The organism is Aliivibrio salmonicida LFI1238 (assembly GCF_000196495.1).
In the GTDB taxonomy this organism is placed as follows: domain Bacteria; phylum Pseudomonadota; class Gammaproteobacteria; order Enterobacterales; family Vibrionaceae; genus Aliivibrio; species Aliivibrio salmonicida.
On the sequence record NC_011312.1, the window covers coordinates 82,553 to 105,999 of the forward strand.

Here is a 23,447-nt window from a genome sequence, read left to right on the forward strand (position 1 = left end):
GTTTATTTTGATAATACTTGAAATGCATTTTTATCTAATAATTCAGAGAGTGCCATTAATTCTTTTTCTAAAGCCTCTGGTGATGATGCACATACATTTATATGTCCCATCTTCCTACCAACACGTTTTTCTTTGCCATACCAGTGAATATGGCAATGAGGCATAGTGAGGAGTTCTTTCGGTAAAGAGTCTTCACCTAAGATATTAATCATGGCGGTTGAACGAATCAATTCTGCTCCGACTAATGGTAAATTACATACTGCACGAATATGCATTTCAAATTGACATACATCGGTTCCCTGTTGGGTCCAATGACCAGAGTTATGTACTCTAGGTGCAATTTCATTAACGAGCAGTTGACCATCTACATCAAAAAACTCAATAGCAAGTACGCCAATATAATCGAGTTCATTCACGATTGCAGAGAACATGTCATCAGCTTGTTGCTGTAATAAGCTTGTTCCTTCTAATGCGGTAGATAACGCTAATACACCATTAACATGAACGTTCTCTGTTAATGGGTATGTCACTATATCGCCATTCTTATTACGGGCACCAATTAAAGAAACTTCGCGATTAAACGGAATAAATTGCTCAGCAACGATGGCTTGATTTGGTGTGCTCTGAATTAGTTCATTCATTTCTTCCCAAATATGATCAATTTGAGAAGCTTCCTTTAAGCGCCATTGCCCTTTTCCGTCGTACCCACCTAGAGCACTTTTTAACACCATAGGAAGACCTACGCTACTAATTGAGTCTAAGAACTCTTGCTTAGTTGTAATTATATGGTGTGTTGCATTGGCCACATTGGCATTATCAAGTAGTGTTTTCTCAATACGACGATCGCCGCCAGCTTTAATGGCTTCGGGGTTTGGCTGAAACTTACCACTTTGACTGCAAATATCTAAGATGTCGTAAGGAATGTGTTCAAATTCTGCGGTAATAACATCAACGCTATTAATTGTTTGCTCTAAAGTCGTATCCATGACCTGTTGCGTTAATGGGTGTACAATTTTGTTGTTGTTCACATCATAAGCGATAATGTCGATATTTAGTGGAGCACTCGCTAAAGACATCATGCGAGCGAGTTGACCAGAACCGAGTACAAGAACTTTCATCATTAATCCTCTGATGGATCTGGATTTGCTAAGACAGTATCTGTTTGTTCTTTACGGAAGGCTTCTACTGCTGCCATTACTGCTTCATTTGACGTACCAATGATTTGAGCTGCGAGGATACCTGCATTTGCAGCGCCAGCCTCACCTATCGCGAGTGTACCTACAGCGATCCCCTTTGGCATTTGAACGATAGAAAGTAGAGAGTCTATCCCTTTTAATACTTTTGATTGAACAGGGACGCCTAAAACAGGAATACTCGTAAATGCAGCTGCCATGCCTGGGAGGTGAGCGGCACCACCAGCACCTGCAATAATAACTTTGATACCGCGATCTTTTGCTTGAGTTGCATAATCAGCAAGTAATTGTGGAGTTCTATGAGCAGAGACCACTTTGGTTTCGTAAGGAACATTAAAACGCTCAAGCATTTCAGCGGCTAGTTTCATTGTTGGCCAATCTGATTTCGAACCCATGATAATACCGACTTTCATTGTGAACTCCTTGGATAAAGATAATGGCAATATATAAAAAGTTGGCAGCATTATACGGTTATTTAATAGGAAGGAAAACGTTTGCGTTAGGAAAAGTACAAGTTATTAACGATTATTCACAATTGAAAAATGGAAAGCGGTTGTTTGATTTCGTCTTATGAATAGAATAGAGCGATTAATAGAGTTAATAATGGTGCAAGAGTGAAGAATCTAGATCAAGTCGTAAAAGCCTTAAATAACGGTGGTGTAATTGCCTATCCTACGGAGGGGGTTTTTGGTGTTGGCTGTGATCCGGATAATGAATTTGCACTCCATCAATTATTAAAAGTGAAACAACGCCCGCGAGAAAAAGGGTTGATTTTAATTGCGGCCTCTATTGATCAATTGCTTCCTTATATTGATTTAGCGCAATTAAATAATGATCAAATTAATAGGATTAAATTCACTTGGCCGGGTCCCGTAACTTGGATTGTCCCTGTTAATAAGAACACGTTACCTTTAGTGACTGGCCAGTTTGATAGTATTGCCGTTAGAGTCTCAGCTCACCCTCAAGTTAAAGCTATTTGTTCTGCGTTTGGGAAGCCGATTACGTCAACTAGTGCAAATCTTTCAGGTTATGAACCTTGCCGAACGGTTTTAGAAGTTGAAGAGCAGCTAGGTGATTTAGGCGTGGTGGTTTTTCAAGGCGAAATTGGCAACCGAACTCAACCAACAGAAATCCGTGATGCAAAAACTGGAGAGACATTACGCCAAGGCTAATGCATCTACTATTTCTTTCAGGTAAGGTTAGTTCAGTTTAACTTTAATCATTGAAAGGAATCACTCATGGATAAGTATGCAGTCTTTGGTCATCCCATTAAGCAAAGCAAATCTCCTTTTATTCATACATTATTCGCTCGTCAAACAATACAACCTTTGGAATATGTTGCTATTGAGGCTCCAGTGGATGGCTTTCTTAATTCGGTAACTCATTTTTTTTCTAATGGGGGTAAAGGCTGTAATATTACCGTACCCTTTAAAGAAGAAGCATTTCAATTTGCCGATCAATTAACAGATAGAGCAAAATTGGCTGGTGCGGTTAATACGCTAAAAAAGCTGGATGATGGAATTATTCTCGGTGATAACACGGACGGTGAAGGATTAGTTCAAGACTTACTGCAATATCAGGTACCACTTCAAGATAAGCGTATCTTATTAATTGGAGCAGGAGGGGCAGCACGAGGTGTACTTCTTCCCTTATTAAAACAAAACCCCTCTTCTATTACCGTAGTTAATCGCACTTATGAAAAAGCAGAAGCACTAGCTGAAATATTTTCAGCGTATGGTGCTGTAGAGGCGGTTCGCATGAGTGACGTGACACGATCGTTTGATGTGATAATTAATTCAACGTCTGCCAGTTTATCTGGAGAGTTACCTAATATTAGTCCAGTGATTTTTTCTAAAGGCAGTATCAGCTATGACATGATGTATGGCAAAGGTAAAACGGTCTTTAATCAATGGGCATTAGATAATGATGTATACCAAGCTTATGATGGATTAGGAATGTTAGTTGGGCAAGCTGCGGAAAGCTTTACTGTATGGAGAGGATTACGTCCTAGCAGCAAACAAATACTACGAGAACTTCGCAAAAATTTAGAAGGTATGTAATGAATCAATTCTCTTTTCTGATGGGCAACAATGGAACCCTGAAAAGCAATGTATTATTTTATATGCTCAACAAATGGGTAATTTAATACCATGTCTTGTCTTTGTTTCATGGCTTGCGTCAGAAAGTGGAGAAACAATAACAAATGAGCTTGATGCTTTACGTATTTTTGAGGAATATCGTTTTGATATAGAGGAACATGCAGAAGCATTGATTGAAGATGAAGAGTTCAATGCTTCTGGGGAAGTTGAGATTAAATAGCTTCCTCATTTATATAACTATTTTTAAATGAAACGTAATTCATCGCTGATTTTTTTAGAAAGCCAATTTCATCAGTTGATAACGATCTTACTTGTTTTACCGGGCTACCTATATAAAGGTAGCCACTCTTTAATATTTTATTGGGTGGAATTAAGCTACCAGCTCCAATCATGACATCCGATTCAATAATAGCATTATCTAAAATGATGCTTCCCATACCAACAAGAACACGATCCTTTATTTCACACCCATGAAGCATAACTTTGTGACCAATAGTTACGTCATCTCCAATAAGTAATGGGGCTCCTTTCGGGTTTTCTGGATTTTTATGTGTGACATGTAAGATGGAACCATCTTGGATATTGGTTCGTTGTCCTATTACTATTGAATTCACATCACCTCGAGCTACAACTAAAGGCCAAACACTGCAATCATCACCAATATTGATATCTCCAATTAAAATGCTTGATGAATCTATATAAGAGCGTAAGCCAATAGTAGGAAAGGTTGATTTATAGCTACGTAATGATGAATTCATATGATATCCCTTGAAAATGATAATTTAGTGTTAATTAAATGGGGTGATAAAGCTAATTTAGTATTGGTTTGTACGGACTTTAACCATAAAAACATAAAATCAAAATAATAGTAAAAAAGAACTTGCCAATGTGATCGAACTCTCTATAATGCGACCTCACTGACACGGAGAGCCCATCCCATAAGGGATTCGCAATCAGGTCAGTCAGGATGGTTTAGAAATTAAGTTTCGAATAAGTGCTTGACACTGAGGCTTAAAACGATAAAATGACCGTCCTCTTCACAGAAAAGCGAAAACGCTTTGAAAGTAGAAGAAAAGCTCTTTAACAATTTGAAACCTATTAATCTGTGTGGGCACTTGTGAGTTGATAATCACTAGTTTGCTTTTACTTTTCGGAGTGAATACAAACAAAAATAATCAATGAATTGAGTGACTACACAAAATTACTTTTATGTAAGAAATCAGTATAAATCATTGAGCCGGTTTTGTTTCTGCTGAAACAAACCAAAAAACTTTAATTGAAGAGTTTGATCATGGCTCAGATTGAACGCTGGCGGCAGGCCTAACACATGCAAGTCGAGCGGTAACAGGAATTAGCTTGCTAATTCGCTGACGAGCGGCGGACGGGTGAGTAATGCCTGGGAATATGCCTTGATGTGGGGGATAACTATTGGAAACGATAGCTAATACCGCATAATGTCTTCGGACCAAAGAGGGGGATCTTCGGACCTCTCGCGTCAAGATTAGCCCAGGTGAGATTAGCTAGTTGGTGGGGTAAGAGCTCACCAAGGCGACGATCTCTAGCTGGTCTGAGAGGATGATCAGCCACACTGGAACTGAGACACGGTCCAGACTCCTACGGGAGGCAGCAGTGGGGAATATTGCACAATGGGCGAAAGCCTGATGCAGCCATGCCGCGTGTATGAAGAAGGCCTTCGGGTTGTAAAGTACTTTCAGTCGTGAGGAAGGGTGTGCAGTTAATAGCTGTACATCTTGACGTTAGCGACAGAAGAAGCACCGGCTAACTCCGTGCCAGCAGCCGCGGTAATACGGAGGGTGCGAGCGTTAATCGGAATTACTGGGCGTAAAGCGCATGCAGGTGGTTCATTAAGTCAGATGTGAAAGCCCGGGGCTCAACCTCGGAACCGCATTTGAAACTGGTGAACTAGAGTGCTGTAGAGGGGGGTAGAATTTCAGGTGTAGCGGTGAAATGCGTAGAGATCTGAAGGAATACCAGTGGCGAAGGCGGCCCCCTGGACAGACACTGACACTCAGATGCGAAAGCGTGGGGAGCAAACAGGATTAGATACCCTGGTAGTCCACGCCGTAAACGATGTCTACTTGGAGGTTGTGGCCTTGAGCCGTGGCTTTCGGAGCTAACGCGTTAAGTAGACCGCCTGGGGAGTACGGTCGCAAGATTAAAACTCAAATGAATTGACGGGGGCCCGCACAAGCGGTGGAGCATGTGGTTTAATTCGATGCAACGCGAAGAACCTTACCTACTCTTGACATCTACAGAATTCGCTAGAGATAGCTTAGTGCCTTCGGGAACTGTAAGACAGGTGCTGCATGGCTGTCGTCAGCTCGTGTTGTGAAATGTTGGGTTAAGTCCCGCAACGAGCGCAACCCTTATCCTTGTTTGCCAGCACGTAATGGTGGGAACTCCAGGGAGACTGCCGGTGATAAACCGGAGGAAGGTGGGGACGACGTCAAGTCATCATGGCCCTTACGAGTAGGGCTACACACGTGCTACAATGGCGCATACAGAGGGCTGCAAGCTAGCGATAGTGAGCGAATCCCAAAAAGTGCGTCGTAGTCCGGATCGGAGTCTGCAACTCGACTCCGTGAAGTCGGAATCGCTAGTAATCGTGAATCAGAATGTCACGGTGAATACGTTCCCGGGCCTTGTACACACCGCCCGTCACACCATGGGAGTGGGCTGCAAAAGAAGTGGGTAGTTTAACCTTTCGGGGAGGACGCTCACCACTTTGTGGTTCATGACTGGGGTGAAGTCGTAACAAGGTAGCCCTAGGGGAACCTGGGGCTGGATCACCTCCTTAACGATAGATTGCGATTTATGAGTGTTCACACAGATTGATTAGGTTTTAATAAGTTGAAGTGACAGAGCTTTAATTAATGATTTCGATTATTGATTAAAGCTTTTTGCTTTAAGCTCTTTAACAATTTGGAAAGCTGACTGATTTAACTAACTTACGAGTTAGATAAATCAAAATTTAAAAGTTCTTAATATCTTTTGTTTATCTTTAGATAAACAAATTAAAAACACATTCAAGTGTTCTTGTATTTTGAATCCGGCGAAAAACCAGAACTCTCAATGAAGAGTTCAACCTTGGTTGTTTATGCCATACGAAACCTCTTGGGGTTGTATGGTTAAGTGACTAAGCGTACACGGTGGATGCCTTGGCAGTCAGAGGCGATGAAAGACGTATTAACTTGCGATAAGCCCAGATTAGGTAGTAAAAACCTTTTGAGTCTGGGATTTCTGAATGGGGAAACCCACTAGCATAAGCTAGTATCGCTGCGTGAATACATAGCGCAGCGAAGCAAACCGGGAGAACTGAAACATCTAAGTACCCCGAGGAAGAGAAATCAACCGAGATCCCGAAAGTAGCGGTGAGCGAAATTGGGTTAGCCCTTAAGTTGTTAATGAGACAGGTGAAGCCTCTGGAAAGTGGCGCGATACAAGGTGATAGCCCTGTAACCGACATCTCATCATCAGTGAAAACGAGTAAGGCGGGACACGTGATATCCTGTCTGAATATGGGGGGACCATCCTCCAAGGCTAAATACTACTGACTGACCGATAGTGAACCAGTACCGTGAGGGAAAGGCGAAAAGAACCCCTGTGAGGGGAGTGAAATAGAACCTGAAACCGTGTACGTACAAGCAGTAGGAGCATACTTGTTATGTGACTGCGTACCTTTTGTATAATGGGTCAGCGACTTATATTCAGTGGCAAGGTTAACCGTTTAGGGGAGCCGTAGGGAAACCGAGTCTTAACTGGGCGTTCAGTCTCTGGATATAGACCCGAAACCAAGTGATCTAGCCATGGGCAGGTTGAAGGTTGAGTAACATCAACTGGAGGACCGAACCGACTAATGTTGAAAAATTAGCGGATGACTTGTGGCTAGGGGTGAAAGGCCAATCAAACTTGGAGATAGCTGGTTCTCCCCGAAATCTATTTAGGTAGAGCCTCGGACGAATACTACTGGGGGTAGAGCACTGTTAAGGCTAGGGGGTCATCCCGACTTACCAACCCTTTGCAAACTCCGAATACCAGTAAGTAATATCCGGGAGACACACGGCGGGTGCTAACGTCCGTCGTGAAGAGGGAAACAACCCAGACCGCCAGCTAAGGTCCCAAAGTTATAGCTAAGTGGGAAACGATGTGGGAAGGCTCAGACAGCCAGGATGTTGGCTTAGAAGCAGCCATCATTTAAAGAAAGCGTAATAGCTCACTGGTCGAGTCGGCCTGCGCGGAAGATGTAACGGGGCTAAGCTATACACCGAAGCTGCGGCAGTGCAATTTATTGTGCTGGGTAGGGGAGCGTTCTGTAAGCCGTTGAAGGTGTGCTGTAAGGCATGCTGGAGGTATCAGAAGTGCGAATGCTGACATGAGTAACGATAAAGGGGGTGAAAAACCCCCTCGCCGGAAGACCAAGGGTTCCTGTCCAACGTTAATCGGGGCAGGGTAAGTCGACCCCTAAGGCGAGGCCGAAAGGCGTAGTCGATGGGAAACGGGTTAATATTCCCGTACTTCTTATAATTGCGATGGGGGGACGGAGAAGGCTAGGTAGGCTTGGCGACGGTCGTCCAAGTTCAAGTACGTAGGCTAAGAGTTTAGGTAAATCCGGACTCTTGTTAGGCTGAGACACGATGTCGAGCACCTACGGGTGTGAAGCTATTGATGCCATGCTTCCAGGAAAAGCCTCTAAGCTTCAGGTTATAAGAAATCGTACCCCAAACCGACACAGGTGGTCGAGTAGAGAATACTAAGGCGCTTGAGAGAACTCGGGTGAAGGAACTAGGCAAAATGGTACCGTAACTTCGGGAGAAGGTACGCTCCTAGCGGTGATGAGACTTGCTCTCTAAGCTGCCGGGAGTCGCAGATACCAGGTGGCTGCAACTGTTTATTAAAAACATAGCACTGTGCTAAATCGTAAGATGACGTATACGGTGTGACGCCTGCCCGGTGCTTGAAGGTTAATTGATGGGGTTAGACTTCGGTCGAAGCTCTTGATCGAAGCCCAAGTAAACGGCGGCCGTAACTATAACGGTCCTAAGGTAGCGAAATTCCTTGTCGGGTAAGTTCCGACCTGCACGAATGGCGTAATGATGGCCACGCTGTCTCCACCCGAGACTCAGTGAAATTGAAATCGCTGTGAAGATGCAGTGTACCCGCGGCTAGACGGAAAGACCCCGTGAACCTTTACTACAGCTTGGCACTGAACATTGACCCTACATGTGTAGGATAGGTGGGAGCCTTTGAAGCAAGTACGCTAGTATTTGTGGAGGCAATCTTGAAATACCACCCTTGTATGCTTGATGTTCTAACGTTGGCCCCTTATCGGGGTTGCGGACAGTGCCTGGTGGGTAGTTTGACTGGGGCGGTCTCCTCCCAAAGAGTAACGGAGGAGCACGAAGGTGGGCTAAACACGGTTGGACATCGTGTGGTTAGTGCAATGGCATAAGCCCGCTTGACTGCGAGAATGACAATTCGAGCAGGTACGAAAGTAGGTCATAGTGATCCGGTGGTTCTGAATGGAAGGGCCATCGCTCAACGGATAAAAGGTACTCCGGGGATAACAGGCTGATACCGCCCAAGAGTTCATATCGACGGCGGTGTTTGGCACCTCGATGTCGGCTCATCACATCCTGGGGCTGAAGTCGGTCCCAAGGGTATGGCTGTTCGCCATTTAAAGTGGTACGCGAGCTGGGTTTAGAACGTCGTGAGACAGTTCGGTCCCTATCTGCCGTGGGCGTTGGATGATTGAAAGGGGCTGCTCCTAGTACGAGAGGACCGGAGTGGACGAACCTCTGGTGTTCGGGTTGTTACGCCAGTAGCATTGCCCGGTAGCTAAGTTCGGGATCGATAAACGCTGAAAGCATCTAAGCGTGAAGCGAGCCTTGAGATGAGTCATCCCTGATACTTTAAGTATCCTAAAGGGTTGTTGAAGACTACGACGTTGATAGGCAGGGTGTGTAAGTGCTGCGAGGCATTGAGCTAACCTGTACTAATTGCCCGTGAGGCTTAACCATACAACACCCAAGGGGTTTTGAACGGATTTAAGATAGCAAGAAACAGATTGAATGTGATTAAGAACACAATACAGCTTTCCGAATTAAAGAATTTGCTTGGCGACCATAGCGTTATGGACCCACCTGATCCCATGCCGAACTCAGAAGTGAAACGTAATAGCGCCGATGGTAGTGTGGGGTCTCCCCATGTGAGAGTAGGACATCGCCAGGCTTAAATTTGAATAAGTGCCCGTTCAATAGAACGGGCTTTTATTTCGCTCCCAGTTTGTCACTGGAGGCAAGTCAAGTTAACATTTTTAAGTCTTTCATAAATAAATGAAAAGATTGAGAATATTACCTTGACTTTCAAATCAGAAAGCGTAATATACGCAGCCTGAAACGACGAAGCTGAAAGGCTAAGTGGTTGAAAGACAACGCTCTTTAACAATTTAACCAAATCAATCTGTGTGGGCACTTGTGAGTTGATAATCACTAGTTTGCATTTACTTTTCGGAGTGAATACAAACAAAAATAATCAATGAACTGAGTGACTACACAAAATTACTTTTATGTAAGAAATCAGTATAAATCATTGAGCCGGTTTTGTTTCTGCTGAAACAAACCAAAAAACTTTAATTGAAGAGTTTGATCATGGCTCAGATTGAACGCTGGCGGCAGGCCTAACACATGCAAGTCGAGCGGTAACAGGAATTAGCTTGCTAATTCGCTGACGAGCGGCGGACGGGTGAGTAATGCCTGGGAATATGCCTTGATGTGGGGGATAACTATTGGAAACGATAGCTAATACCGCATAATGTCTTCGGACCAAAGAGGGGGATCTTCGGACCTCTCGCGTCAAGATTAGCCCAGGTGAGATTAGCTAGTTGGTGGGGTAAGAGCTCACCAAGGCGACGATCTCTAGCTGGTCTGAGAGGATGATCAGCCACACTGGAACTGAGACACGGTCCAGACTCCTACGGGAGGCAGCAGTGGGGAATATTGCACAATGGGCGAAAGCCTGATGCAGCCATGCCGCGTGTATGAAGAAGGCCTTCGGGTTGTAAAGTACTTTCAGTCGTGAGGAAGGGTGTGCAGTTAATAGCTGTACATCTTGACGTTAGCGACAGAAGAAGCACCGGCTAACTCCGTGCCAGCAGCCGCGGTAATACGGAGGGTGCGAGCGTTAATCGGAATTACTGGGCGTAAAGCGCATGCAGGTGGTTCATTAAGTCAGATGTGAAAGCCCGGGGCTCAACCTCGGAACCGCATTTGAAACTGGTGAACTAGAGTGCTGTAGAGGGGGGTAGAATTTCAGGTGTAGCGGTGAAATGCGTAGAGATCTGAAGGAATACCAGTGGCGAAGGCGGCCCCCTGGACAGGCACTGACACTCAGATGCGAAAGCGTGGGGAGCAAACAGGATTAGATACCCTGGTAGTCCACGCCGTAAACGATGTCTACTTGGAGGTTGTGGCCTTGAGCCGTGGCTTTCGGAGCTAACGCGTTAAGTAGACCGCCTGGGGAGTACGGTCGCAAGATTAAAACTCAAATGAATTGACGGGGGCCCGCACAAGCGGTGGAGCATGTGGTTTAATTCGATGCAACGCGAAGAACCTTACCTACTCTTGACATCTACAGAATTCGCTAGAGATAGCTTAGTGCCTTCGGGAACTGTAAGACAGGTGCTGCATGGCTGTCGTCAGCTCGTGTTGTGAAATGTTGGGTTAAGTCCCGCAACGAGCGCAACCCTTATCCTTGTTTGCCAGCACGTAATGGTGGGAACTCCAGGGAGACTGCCGGTGATAAACCGGAGGAAGGTGGGGACGACGTCAAGTCATCATGGCCCTTACGAGTAGGGCTACACACGTGCTACAATGGCGCATACAGAGGGCTGCAAGCTAGCGATAGTGAGCGAATCCCAAAAAGTGCGTCGTAGTCCGGATCGGAGTCTGCAACTCGACTCCGTGAAGTCGGAATCGCTAGTAATCGTGAATCAGAATGTCACGGTGAATACGTTCCCGGGCCTTGTACACACCGCCCGTCACACCATGGGAGTGGGCTGCAAAAGAAGTGGGTAGTTTAACCTTTCGGGGAGGACGCTCACCACTTTGTGGTTCATGACTGGGGTGAAGTCGTAACAAGGTAGCCCTAGGGGAACCTGGGGCTGGATCACCTCCTTAACGATAGATTACGATTTATGAGTGTTCACACAGATTGATTAGGTTAAAAAAGTAAAAGAGACATAATGTTGGGTCTGTAGCTCAGTTGGTTAGAGCGCACCCCTGATAAGGGTGAGGTCGGTGGTTCAAATCCACTCAGACCCACCAATACTTTTCCAGTAAGTATTGGTGATAACATTATATTTTGGGGCTATAGCTCAGCTGGGAGAGCGCCTGCCTTGCACGCAGGAGGTCTGCGGTTCGATCCCGCATAGCTCCACCATCTTTAAGTATTCTCTTTGAGAGTCTTTAAAAATGGTTTCGAAAGAAACATTGCTCTTTAACAATTTGGAAAGCTGACTGATTTAACTAACTTACGAGTTAGATAAATCAAAATTTAAAAGTTCTTAATATCTTTTGTTTATCTTTAGATAAACAAATTAAAAACACATTCAAGTGTTCTTGTATTTTGAATCCGGCGAAAAACCAGAACTCTCAATGAAGAGTTCAACCTTGGTTGTTTATGCCATACGAAACCTCTTGGGGTTGTATGGTTAAGTGACTAAGCGTACACGGTGGATGCCTTGGCAGTCAGAGGCGATGAAAGACGTATTAACTTGCGATAAGCCCAGATTAGGTAGTAAAAACCTTTTGAGTCTGGGATTTCTGAATGGGGAAACCCACTAGCATAAGCTAGTATCGCTGCGTGAATACATAGCGCAGCGAAGCAAACCGGGAGAACTGAAACATCTAAGTACCCCGAGGAAGAGAAATCAACCGAGATCCCGAAAGTAGCGGCGAGCGAAATTGGGTTAGCCCTTAAGTTGTTAATGAGACAGGTGAAGCCTCTGGAAAGTGGCGCGATACAAGGTGATAGCCCTGTAACCGACATCTCATCATCAGTGAAAACGAGTAAGGCGGGACACGTGATATCCTGTCTGAATATGGGGGGACCATCCTCCAAGGCTAAATACTACTGACTGACCGATAGTGAACCAGTACCGTGAGGGAAAGGCGAAAAGAACCCCTGTGAGGGGAGTGAAATAGAACCTGAAACCGTGTACGTACAAGCAGTAGGAGCATACTTGTTATGTGACTGCGTACCTTTTGTATAATGGGTCAGCGACTTATATTCAGTGGCAAGGTTAACCGTTTAGGGGAGCCGTAGGGAAACCGAGTCTTAACTGGGCGTTCAGTCTCTGGATATAGACCCGAAACCAAGTGATCTAGCCATGGGCAGGTTGAAGGTTGAGTAACATCAACTGGAGGACCGAACCGACTAATGTTGAAAAATTAGCGGATGACTTGTGGCTAGGGGTGAAAGGCCAATCAAACTTGGAGATAGCTGGTTCTCCCCGAAATCTATTTAGGTAGAGCCTCGGACGAATACTACTGGGGGTAGAGCACTGTTAAGGCTAGGGGGTCATCCCGACTTACCAACCCTTTGCAAACTCCGAATACCAGTAAGTAATATCCGGGAGACACACGGCGGGTGCTAACGTCCGTCGTGGAGAGGGAAACAACCCAGACCGCCAGCTAAGGTCCCAAAGTTATAGCTAAGTGGGAAACGATGTGGGAAGGCTCAGACAGCCAGGATGTTGGCTTAGAAGCAGCCATCATTTAAAAAAGCGTAATAGCTCACTGGTCGAGTCGGCCTGCGCGGAAGATGTAACGGGGCTAAGCTATACACCGAAGCTGCGGCAGTGCAATTTATTGTGCTGGGTAGGGGAGCGTTCTGTAAGCCGTTGAAGGTGTGCTGTAAGGCATGCTGGAGGTATCAGAAGTGCGAATGCTGACATGAGTAAGATAAAGGGGGTGAAAAACCCCCTCGCCGGAAGACCAAGGGTTCCTGTCCAACGTTAATCGGGGCAGGGTAAGTCGACCCCTAAGGCGAGGCCGAAAGGCGTAGTCGATGGGAAACGGGTTAATATTCCCGTACTTCTTATAATTGCGATGGGGGGACGGAGAAGGCTAGGTAGGCTTGGCGACGGTCGTCCAAGTTCAAGTGCGTAGGTAAGAGTTTAGGTAAATCCGGACTCTTGTTAGGCTGAGACACGATGTCGAGCACCTACGGGTGTGAAGCTATTGATGCCATGCTTCCAGGAAAAGCCTCTAAGCTTCAGGTTATAAGAAATCGTACCCCAAACCGACACAGGTGGTCGAGTAGAGAATACTAAGGCGCTTGAGAGAACTCGGGTGAAGGAACTAGGCAAAATGGTACCGTAACTTCGGGAGAAGGTACGCTCCTAGCGGTGATGAGACTTGCTCTCTAAGCTGCCGGGAGTCGCAGATACCAGGTGGCTGCAACTGTTTATTAAAAACATAGCACTGTGCTAAATCGTAAGATGACGTATACGGTGTGACGCCTGCCCGGTGCTTGAAGGTTAATTGATGGGGTTAGACTTCGGTCGAAGCTCTTGATCGAAGCCCAAGTAAACGGCGGCCGTAACTATAACGGTCCTAAGGTAGCGAAATTCCTTGTCGGGTAAGTTCCGACCTGCACGAATGGCGTAATGATGGCCACGCTGTCTCCACCCGAGACTCAGTGAAATTGAAATCGCTGTGAAGATGCAGTGTACCCGCGGCTAGACGGAAAGACCCCGTGAACCTTTACTACAGCTTGGCACTGAACATTGACCCTACATGTGTAGGATAGGTGGGAGCCTTTGAAGCAAGTACGCTAGTATTTGTGGAGGCAATCTTGAAATACCACCCTTGTATGCTTGATGTTCTAACGTTGGCCCCTTATCGGGGTTGCGGACAGTGCCTGGTGGGTAGTTTGACTGGGGCGGTCTCCTCCCAAAGAGTAACGGAGGAGCACGAAGGTGGGCTAAACACGGTTGGACATCGTGTGGTTAGTGCAATGGCATAAGCCCGCTTGACTGCGAGAATGACAATTCGAGCAGGTACGAAAGTAGGTCATAGTGATCCGGTGGTTCTGAATGGAAGGGCCATCGCTCAACGGATAAAAGGTACTCCGGGGATAACAGGCTGATACCGCCCAAGAGTTCATATCGACGGCGGTGTTTGGCACCTCGATGTCGGCTCATCACATCCTGGGGCTGAAGTCGGTCCCAAGGGTATGGCTGTTCGCCATTTAAAGTGGTACGCGAGCTGGGTTTAGAACGTCGTGAGACAGTTCGGTCCCTATCTGCCGTGGGCGTTGGATGATTGAAAGGGGCTGCTCCTAGTACGAGAGGACCGGAGTGGACGAACCTCTGGTGTTCGGGTTGTTACGCCAGTAGCATTGCCCGGTAGCTAAGTTCGGGATCGATAAACGCTGAAAGCATCTAAGCGTGAAGCGAGCCTTGAGATGAGTCATCCCTGATACTTTAAGTATCCTAAAGGGTTGTTGAAGACTACGACGTTGATAGGCAGGGTGTGTAAGTGCTGCGAGGCATTGAGCTAACCTGTACTAATTGCCCGTGAGGCTTAACCATACAACACCCAAGGGGTTTTGAACGGATTTAAGATAGCAAGAAACAGATTGAATGTGATTAAGAACACAATACAGCTTTCCGAATTAAAGAATTTGCTTGGCGACCATAGCGTTATGGACCCACCTGATCCCATGCCGAACTCAGAAGTGAAACGTAATAGCGCCGATGGTGGTGTGGGGTCTCCCCATGTGAGAGTAGGACATCGCCAGGCTTAAATTTGAATAAGTACCCGTTCAATAGAACGGGCTTTTATTTCGCTCCCAGTTTGTCACTGGAGGCAAGTCAAGTTAACATTTTTAAGTCTTTCATAAATAAATGAAAAGATTGAGAATATTACCTTGACTTTCAAATCAGAAAGCGTAATATACGCAGCCTGAAACGACGAAGCTGAAAGGCTAAGTGGTTGAAAGATAACGCTCTTTAACAATTTAACCAAATCAATCTGTGTGGGCACTTGTGAGTTGATAATCACTAGTTTGCATTTACTTTTCGGAGTGAATACAAACAAAAATAATCAATGAACTGAGTGACTACACAAAATTACTTTTATGTAAGAAATCAGTATAAATCATTGAGCCGGTTTTGTTTCTGCTGAAACAAACCAAAAAACTTTAATTGAAGAGTTTGATCATGGCTCAGATTGAACGCTGGCGGCAGGCCTAACACATGCAAGTCGAGCGGTAACAGGAATTAGCTTGCTAATTCGCTGACGAGCGGCGGACGGGTGAGTAATGCCTGGGAATATGCCTTGATGTGGGGGATAACTATTGGAAACGATAGCTAATACCGCATAATGTCTTCGGACCAAAGAGGGGGATCTTCGGACCTCTCGCGTCAAGATTAGCCCAGGTGAGATTAGCTAGTTGGTGGGGTAAGAGCTCACCAAGGCGACGATCTCTAGCTGGTCTGAGAGGATGATCAGCCACACTGGAACTGAGACACGGTCCAGACTCCTACGGGAGGCAGCAGTGGGGAATATTGCACAATGGGCGAAAGCCTGATGCAGCCATGCCGCGTGTATGAAGAAGGCCTTCGGGTTGTAAAGTACTTTCAGTCGTGAGGAAGGGTGTGCAGTTAATAGCTGTACATCTTGACGTTAGCGACAGAAGAAGCACCGGCTAACTCCGTGCCAGCAGCCGCGGTAATACGGAGGGTGCGAGCGTTAATCGGAATTACTGGGCGTAAAGCGCATGCAGGTGGTTCATTAAGTCAGATGTGAAAGCCCGGGGCTCAACCTCGGAACCGCATTTGAAACTGGTGAACTAGAGTGCTGTAGAGGGGGGTAGAATTTCAGGTGTAGCGGTGAAATGCGTAGAGATCTGAAGGAATACCAGTGGCGAAGGCGGCCCCCTGGACAGACACTGACACTCAGATGCGAAAGCGTGGGGAGCAAACAGGATTAGATACCCTGGTAGTCCACGCCGTAAACGATGTCTACTTGGAGGTTGTGGCCTTGAGCCGTGGCTTTCGGAGCTAACGCGTTAAGTAGACCGCCTGGGGAGTACGGTCGCAAGATTAAAACTCAAATGAATTGACGGGGGCCCGCACAAGCGGTGGAGCATGTGGTTTAATTCGATGCAACGCGAAGAACCTTACCTACTCTTGACATCTACAGAATTCGCTAGAGATAGCTTAGTACCTTCGGGAACTGTAAGACAGGTGCTGCATGGCTGTCGTCAGCTCGTGTTGTGAAATGTTGGGTTAAGTCCCGCAACGAGCGCAACCCTTATCCTTGTTTGCCAGCACGTAATGGTGGGAACTCCAGGGAGACTGCCGGTGATAAACCGGAGGAAGGTGGGGACGACGTCAAGTCATCATGGCCCTTACGAGTAGGGCTACACACGTGCTACAATGGCGCATACAGAGGGCTGCAAGCTAGCGATAGTGAGCGAATCCCAAAAAGTGCGTCGTAGTCCGGATCGGAGTCTGCAACTCGACTCCGTGAAGTCGGAATCGCTAGTAATCGTGAATCAGAATGTCACGGTGAATACGTTCCCGGGCCTTGTACACACCGCCCGTCACACCATGGGAGTGGGCTGCAAAAGAAGTGGGTAGTTTAACCTTTCGGGGAGGACGCTCACCACTTTGTGGTTCATGACTGGGGTGAAGTCGTAACAAGGTAGCCCTAGGGGAACCTGGGGCTGGATCACCTCCTTAACGATAGATTACGATTTATGAGTGTTCACACAGATTGATTAGGTTAAAAAAGTAAAAAGCAATGGAAGGTGCCCAACACCTTCAAAATATCCAGTGTCCCGTTCGTCTAGAGGCCTAGGACACCGCCCTTTCACGGCGGTAACAGGGGTTCGACTCCCCTACGGGATACCATTGGGTCGTTAGCTCAGTTGGTAGAGCAGTTGACTTTTAATCAATTGGTCGCAGGTTCGAATCCTGCACGACCCACCATTCTTTTTCACGAAGGAATTAAAACTTTCGTGGGCGATTAGCTCAGTTGGGAGAGCACCTCCCTTACAAGGAGGGGGTCACTGGTTCGAGCCCGGTATCGCCCACCATCTTTAAGTATTCTCTTTGAGAGTCTTTAAAAATGGTTTCGAAAGAAACATTGCTCTTTAACAATTTGGAAAGCTGACTGATTTAACTAACTTACGAGTTAGATAAATCAAAATTTAAAAGTTCTTAATATCTTTTGTTTATCTTTAGATAAACAAATTAAAAACACATTCAAGTGTTCTTGTATTTTGAATCCGGCGAAAAACCAGAACTCTCAATGAAGAGTTCAACCTTGGTTGTTTATGCCATACGAAACCTCTTGGGGTTGTATGGTTAAGTGACTAAGCGTACACGGTGGATGCCTTGGCAGTCAGAGGCGATGAAAGACGTATTAACTTGCGATAAGCCCAGATTAGGTAGTAAAAACCTTTTGAGTCTGGGATTTCTGAATGGGGAAACCCACTAGCATAAGCTAGTATCGCTGCGTGAATACATAGCGCAGCGAAGCAAACCGGGAGAACTGAAACATCTAAGTACCCCGAGGAAGAGAAATCAACCGAGATCCCGAAAGTAGCGGCGAGCGAAATTGGGTTAGCCCTTAAGTTGTTAATGAGACAGGTGAAGCCTCTGGAAAGTGGCGCGATACAAGGTGATAGCCCTGTAACCGACATCTCATCATCAGTGAAAACGAGTAAGGCGGGACACGTGATATCCTGTCTGAATATGGGGGGACCATCCTCCAAGGCTAAATACTACTGACTGACCGATAGTGAACCAGTACCGTGAGGGAAAGGCGAAAAGAACCCCTGTGAGGGGAGTGAAATAGAACCTGAAACCGTGTACGTACAAGCAGTAGGAGCATACTTGTTATGTGACTGCGTACCTTTTGTATAATGGGTCAGCGACTTATATTCAGTGGCAAGGTTAACCGTTTAGGGGAGCCGTAGGGAAACCGAGTCTTAACTGGGCGTTCAGTCTCTGGATATAGACCCGAAACCAAGTGATCTAGCCATGGGCAGGTTGAAGGTTGAGTAACATCAACTGGAGGACCGAACCGACTAATGTTGAAAAATTAGCGGATGACTTGTGGCTAGGGGTGAAAGGCCAATCAAACTTGGAGATAGCTGGTTCTCCCCGAAATCTATTTAGGTAGAGCCTCGGACGAATACTACTGGGGGTAGAGCACTGTTAAGGCTAGGGGGTCATCCCGACTTACCAACCCTTTGCAAACTCCGAATACCAGTAAGTAATATCCGGGAGACACACGGCGGGTGCTAACGTCCGTCGTGGAGAGGGAAACAACCCAGACCGCCAGCTAAGGTCCCAAAGTTATAGCTAAGTGGGAAACGATGTGGGAAGGCTCAGACAGCCAGGATGTTGGCTTAGAAGCAGCCATCATTTAAAGAAAGCGTAATAGCTCACTGGTCGAGTCGGCCTGCGCGGAAGATGTAACGGGGCTAAGCTATACACCGAAGCTGCGGCAGTCCAATTTATTGTGCTGGGTAGGGGAGCGTTCTGTAAGCCGTTGAAGGTGTGCTGTAAGGCATGCTGGAGGTATCAGAAGTGCGAATGCTGACATGAGTAACGATAAAGGGGGTGAAAAACCCCCTCGCCGGAAGACCAAGGGTTCCTGTCCAACGTTAATCGGGGCAGGGTAAGTCGACCCCTAAGGCGAGGCCGAAAGGCGTAGTCGATGGGAAACGGGTTAATATTCCCGTACTTCTTATAATTGCGATGGGGGGACGGAGAAGGCTAGGTAGGCTTGGCGACGGTCGTCCAAGTTCAAGTGCGTAGGCTAAGAGTTTAGGTAAATCCGGACTCTTGTTAGGCTGAGACACGATGTCGAGCACCTACGGGTGTGAAGCTATTGATGCCATGCTTCCAGGAAAAGCCTCTAAGCTTCAGGTTATAAGAAATCGTACCCCAAACCGACACAGGTGGTCGAGTAGAGAATACTAAGGCGCTTGAGAGAACTCGGGTGAAGGAACTAGGCAAAATGGTACCGTAACTTCGGGAGAAGGTACGCTCCTAGCGGTGATGAGACTTGCTCTCTAAGCTGCCGGGAGTCGCAGATACCAGGTGGCTGCAACTGTTTATTAAAAACATAGCACTGTGCTAAATCGTAAGATGACGTATACGGTGTGACGCCTGCCCGGTGCTTGAAGGTTAATTGATGGGGTTAGACTTCGGTCGAAGCTCTTGATCGAAGCCCAAGTAAACGGCGGCCGTAACTATAACGGTCCTAAGGTAGCGAAATTCCTTGTCGGGTAAGTTCCGACCTGCACGAATGGCGTAATGATGGCCACGCTGTCTCCACCCGAGACTCAGTGAAATTGAAATCGCTGTGAAGATGCAGTGTACCCGCGGCTAGACGGAAAGACCCCGTGAACCTTTACTACAGCTTGGCACTGAACATTGACCCTACATGTGTAGGATAGGTGGGAGCCTTTGAAGCAAGTACGCTAGTATTTGTGGAGGCAATCTTGAAATACCACCCTTGTATGCTTGATGTTCTAACGTTGGCCCCTTATCGGGGTTGCGGACAGTGCCTGGTGGGTAGTTTGACTGGGGCGGTCTCCTCCCAAAGAGTAACGGAGGAGCACGAAGGTGGGCTAAACACGGTTGGACATCGTGTGGTTAGTGCAATGGCATAAGCCCGCTTGACTGCGAGAATGACAATTCGAGCAGGTGCGAAAGCAGGTCATAGTGATCCGGTGGTTCTGAATGGAAGGGCCATCGCTCAACGGATAAAAGGTACTCCGGGGATAACAGGCTGATACCGCCCAAGAGTTCATATCGACGGCGGTGTTTGGCACCTCGATGTCGGCTCATCACATCCTGGGGCTGAAGTCGGTCCCAAGGGTATGGCTGTTCGCCATTTAAAGTGGTACGCGAGCTGGGTTTAGAACGTCGTGAGACAGTTCGGTCCCTATCTGCCGTGGGCGTTGGATGATTGAAAGGGGCTGCTCCTAGTACGAGAGGACCGGAGTGGACGAACCTCTGGTGTTCGGGTTGTTACGCCAGTAGCATTGCCCGGTAGCTAAGTTCGGGATCGATAAACGCTGAAAGCATCTAAGCGTGAAGCGAGCCTTGAGATGAGTCATCCCTGATACTTTAAGTATCCTAAAGGGTTGTTGAAGACTACGACGTTGATAGGCAGGGTGTGTAAGTGCTGCGAGGCATTGAGCTAACCTGTACTAATTGCCCGTGAGGCTTAACCATACAACACCCAAGGGGTTTTGAACGGATTTAAGATAGCAAGAAACAGATTGAATGTGATTAAGAACACAATACAGCTTTCCGAATTAAAGAATTTGCTTGGCGACCATAGCGTTATGGACCCACCTGATCCCATGCCGAACTCAGAAGTGAAACGTAATAGCGCCGATGGTAGTGTGGGGTCTCCCCATGTGAGAGTAGGACATCGCCAGGCTTAAATTTGAATAAGTGCCCGTTCAATAGAACGGGCTTTTATTTCGCTCCCAGTTTGTCACTGGAGGCAAGTCAAGTTAACATTTTTAAGTCTTTCATAAATAAATGAAAAGATTGAGAATATTACCTTGACTTTCAAATCAGAAAGCGTAATATACGCAGCCTGAAACGACGAAGCTGAAAGGCTAAGTGGTTGAAAGATAACGCTCTTTAACAATTTAACCAAATCAATCTGTGTGGGCACTTGTGAGTTGATAATCACTAGTTTGCATTTACTTTTCGGAGTGAATACAAACAAAAATAATCAATGAACTGAGTGACTACACAAAATTACTTTTATGTAAGAAATCAGTATAAATCATTGAGCCGGTTTTGTTTCTGCTGAAACAAACCAAAAAACTTTAATTGAAGAGTTTGATCATGGCTCAGATTGAACGCTGGCGGCAGGCCTAACACATGCAAGTCGAGCGGTAACAGGAATTAGCTTGCTAATTCGCTGACGAGCGGCGGACGGGTGAGTAATGCCTGGGAATATGCCTTGATGTGGGGGATAACTATTGGAAACGATAGCTAATACCGCATAATGTCTTCGGACCAAAGAGGGGGATCTTCGGACCTCTCGCGTCAAGATTAGCCCAGGTGAGATTAGCTAGTTGGTGGGGTAAGAGCTCACCAAGGCGACGATCTCTAGCTGGTCTGAGAGGATGATCAGCCACACTGGAACTGAGACACGGTCCAGACTCCTACGGGAGGCAGCAGTGGGGAATATTGCACAATGGGCGAAAGCCTGATGCAGCCATGCCGCGTGTATGAAGAAGGCCTTCGGGTTGTAAAGTACTTTCAGTCGTGAGGAAGGGTGTGCAGTTAATAGCTGTACATCTTGACGTTAGCGACAGAAGAAGCACCGGCTAACTCCGTGCCAGCAGCCGCGGTAATACGGAGGGTGCGAGCGTTAATCGGAATTACTGGGCGTAAAGCGCATGCAGGTGGTTCATTAAGTCAGATGTGAAAGCCCGGGGCTCAACCTCGGAACCGCATTTGAAACTGGTGAACTAGAGTGCTGTAGAGGGGGGTAGAATTTCAGGTGTAGCGGTGAAATGCGTAGAGATCTGAAGGAATACCAGTGGCGAAGGCGGCCCCCTGGACAGACACTGACACTCAGATGCGAAAGCGTGGGGAGCAAACAGGATTAGATACCCTGGTAGTCCACGCCGTAAACGATGTCTACTTGGAGGTTGTGGCCTTGAGCCGTGGCTTTCGGAGCTAACGCGTTAAGTAGACCGCCTGGGGAGTACGGTCGCAAGATTAAAACTCAAATGAATTGACGGGGGCCCGCACAAGCGGTGGAGCATGTGGTTTAATTCGATGCAACGCGAAGAACCTTACCTACTCTTGACATCTACAGAATTCGCTAGAGATAGCTTAGTGCCTTCGGGAACTGTAAGACAGGTGCTGCATGGCTGTCGTCAGCTCGTGTTGTGAAATGTTGGGTTAAGTCCCGCAACGAGCGCAACCCTTATCCTTGTTTGCCAGCACGTAATGGTGGGAACTCCAGGGAGACTGCCGGTGATAAACCGGAGGAAGGTGGGGACGACGTCAAGTCATCATGGCCCTTACGAGTAGGGCTACACACGTGCTACAATGGCGCATACAGAGGGCTGCAAGCTAGCGATAGTGAGCGAATCCCAAAAAGTGCGTCGTAGTCCGGATCGGAGTCTGCAACTCGACTCCGTGAAGTCGGAATCGCTAGTAATCGTGAATCAGAATGTCACGGTGAATACGTTCCCGGGCCTTGTACACACCGCCCGTCACACCATGGGAGTGGGCTGCAAAAGAAGTGGGTAGTTTAACCTTTCGGGGAGGACGCTCACCACTTTGTGGTTCATGACTGGGGTGAAGTCGTAACAAGGTAGCCCTAGGGGAACCTGGGGCTGGATCACCTCCTTAACGATAGATTACGATTTATGAGTGTTCACACAGATTGATTAGGTTAAAAAAGTAAAAAGCAATGGAAGGTGCCCAACACCTTCAAAATATCCAGTGTCCCGTTCGTCTAGAGGCCTAGGACACCGCCCTTTCACGGCGGTAACAGGGGTTCGACTCCCCTACGGGATACCATTGGGTCGTTAGCTCAGTTGGTAGAGCAGTTGACTTTTAATCAATTGGTCGCAGGTTCGAATCCTGCACGACCCACCATTTCCTCCCAAGGAAATAAAATTTGGGGCTATAGCTCAGCTGGGAGAGCGCCTGCCTTGCACGCAGGAGGTCTGCGGTTCGATCCCGCATAGCTCCACCATTCTTTCTCGCGAAGGAATTAAAACTTTCGTGGGCGATTAGCTCAGTTGGGAGAGCACCTCCCTTACAAGGAGGGGGTCACTGGTTCGAGCCCGGTATCGCCCACCATCTTTAAGTATTCTCTTTGAGAGTCTTTAAAAATGGTTTCGAAAGAAACATTGCTCTTTAACAATTTGGAAAGCTGACTGATTTAACTAACTTACGAGTTAGATAAATCAAAATTTAAAAGTTCTTAATATCTTTTGTTTATCTTTAGATAAACAAATTAAAAACACATTCAAGTGTTCTTGTATTTTGAATCCGGCGAAAAACCAGAACTCTCAATGAAGAGTTCAACCTTGGTTGTTTATGCCATACGAAACC

General features: G+C 46.7%; 6 protein-coding genes, 9 tRNA genes and 10 rRNA genes. 22 read left to right on the top strand and 3 right to left on the bottom strand.

Going from position 1 to position 23,447, the window contains the following annotated elements; all coding sequences use genetic code 11:
- Positions 1 to 2: 2 nt before the first annotated feature.
- Positions 3 to 1,118 carry a 5-(carboxyamino)imidazole ribonucleotide synthase gene (locus VSAL_RS00515; RefSeq protein WP_085941829.1) on the bottom strand — a complete coding sequence of 372 codons (1,116 nt, stop codon included), beginning with the start codon at positions 1,116 to 1,118 and terminating at the stop codon, positions 3 to 5.
- A 2-nt stretch (positions 1,119 to 1,120) separates the two neighbouring features.
- Complete coding sequence (gene purE / locus VSAL_RS00520) at positions 1,121 to 1,606, bottom strand: 5-(carboxyamino)imidazole ribonucleotide mutase (RefSeq protein ID WP_044583150.1); 486 nt, start codon at positions 1,604 to 1,606, stop codon at positions 1,121 to 1,123.
- Between the two features lie 201 nt (positions 1,607 to 1,807).
- Between purE and VSAL_RS00525 the strand changes: the two genes are divergently transcribed.
- The 3 genes from VSAL_RS00525 to VSAL_RS00535 all read left to right on the top strand — a co-directional run bounded on the left by VSAL_RS00525 (position 1,808) and on the right by VSAL_RS00535 (position 3,512).
- Positions 1,808 to 2,365, top strand: coding sequence for a Sua5/YciO/YrdC/YwlC family protein (locus tag VSAL_RS00525; RefSeq protein WP_012548978.1), 558 nt, complete (start codon positions 1,808 to 1,810; stop codon positions 2,363 to 2,365).
- A 66-nt stretch (positions 2,366 to 2,431) separates the two neighbouring features.
- Entirely contained in the window at positions 2,432 to 3,253 is an 822-nt protein-coding gene (gene aroE, locus VSAL_RS00530) for a shikimate dehydrogenase (RefSeq protein WP_012548979.1), read from the top strand.
- Positions 3,254 to 3,260: 7 nt separating this feature from the next.
- Positions 3,261 to 3,512, top strand: a complete 252-nt coding sequence (locus VSAL_RS00535) for a DUF1488 family protein (protein WP_049940313.1) — start codon at positions 3,261 to 3,263, stop codon at positions 3,510 to 3,512.
- On the opposite strand, the gene VSAL_RS00540 is transcribed toward VSAL_RS00535, so the two are convergent.
- On the bottom strand, positions 3,505 to 4,050 hold the full coding sequence (locus tag VSAL_RS00540; RefSeq protein WP_012548981.1) for a gamma carbonic anhydrase family protein: 546 nt from the start codon (positions 4,048 to 4,050) through the stop codon (positions 3,505 to 3,507). The two genes, VSAL_RS00535 and VSAL_RS00540, sit on opposite strands and share 8 nt — an antisense overlap.
- A 515-nt stretch (positions 4,051 to 4,565) precedes the next feature.
- Between VSAL_RS00540 and VSAL_RS00545 the strand changes: the two genes are divergently transcribed.
- The 19 genes from VSAL_RS00545 (at position 4,566) to VSAL_RS00635 (ending at position 23,192) form a co-directional block, all read left to right on the top strand.
- Positions 4,566 to 6,110: ribosomal RNA gene (locus VSAL_RS00545) — 16S ribosomal RNA — on the top strand.
- Positions 6,111 to 6,439: 329 nt separating this feature from the next.
- A 23S ribosomal RNA gene (locus VSAL_RS00550) occupies positions 6,440 to 9,330 on the top strand.
- A 95-nt stretch (positions 9,331 to 9,425) separates the two neighbouring features.
- Positions 9,426 to 9,541 (top strand): 5S ribosomal RNA (gene rrf / locus VSAL_RS00555).
- 401 nt (positions 9,542 to 9,942) lie between these two features.
- A 16S ribosomal RNA gene (locus VSAL_RS00560) occupies positions 9,943 to 11,487 on the top strand.
- Positions 11,488 to 11,557: 70 nt separating this feature from the next.
- Positions 11,558 to 11,634: transfer RNA gene (locus tag VSAL_RS00565), tRNA-Ile, on the top strand.
- Between the two features lie 39 nt (positions 11,635 to 11,673).
- Positions 11,674 to 11,749 (top strand) — tRNA-Ala (locus VSAL_RS00570).
- A gap of 269 nt (positions 11,750 to 12,018) precedes the next feature.
- Positions 12,019 to 14,906 (top strand): 23S ribosomal RNA (locus VSAL_RS00575).
- A 95-nt stretch (positions 14,907 to 15,001) separates the two neighbouring features.
- Positions 15,002 to 15,117 (top strand): 5S ribosomal RNA (gene rrf / locus VSAL_RS00580).
- 401 nt (positions 15,118 to 15,518) lie between these two features.
- Positions 15,519 to 17,063 (top strand): 16S ribosomal RNA (locus VSAL_RS00585).
- Between the two features lie 95 nt (positions 17,064 to 17,158).
- Positions 17,159 to 17,234: transfer RNA gene (locus tag VSAL_RS00590), tRNA-Glu, on the top strand.
- Between the two features lie 2 nt (positions 17,235 to 17,236).
- Positions 17,237 to 17,312: transfer RNA gene (locus VSAL_RS00595), tRNA-Lys, on the top strand.
- A gap of 31 nt (positions 17,313 to 17,343) precedes the next feature.
- Positions 17,344 to 17,419: transfer RNA gene (locus VSAL_RS00600), tRNA-Val, on the top strand.
- Between the two features lie 269 nt (positions 17,420 to 17,688).
- Positions 17,689 to 20,579, top strand: a 23S ribosomal RNA gene (locus VSAL_RS00605).
- A gap of 95 nt (positions 20,580 to 20,674) precedes the next feature.
- Positions 20,675 to 20,790 (top strand): 5S ribosomal RNA (gene rrf / locus VSAL_RS00610).
- Between the two features lie 401 nt (positions 20,791 to 21,191).
- Positions 21,192 to 22,736: ribosomal RNA gene (locus VSAL_RS00615) — 16S ribosomal RNA — on the top strand.
- Together the 16S, 23S and 5S rRNA genes with 9 tRNA genes alongside form the textbook arrangement of a ribosomal RNA operon.
- Before the next feature lie 95 nt (positions 22,737 to 22,831).
- Positions 22,832 to 22,907: transfer RNA gene (locus tag VSAL_RS00620), tRNA-Glu, on the top strand.
- A gap of 2 nt (positions 22,908 to 22,909) precedes the next feature.
- Positions 22,910 to 22,985: transfer RNA gene (locus VSAL_RS00625), tRNA-Lys, on the top strand.
- Positions 22,986 to 23,009: 24 nt separating this feature from the next.
- Positions 23,010 to 23,085 (top strand) — tRNA-Ala (locus tag VSAL_RS00630).
- A 31-nt stretch (positions 23,086 to 23,116) separates the two neighbouring features.
- Positions 23,117 to 23,192, top strand: a tRNA-Val gene (locus VSAL_RS00635).
- The last annotated feature ends 255 nt before the right edge of the window (positions 23,193 to 23,447 follow it).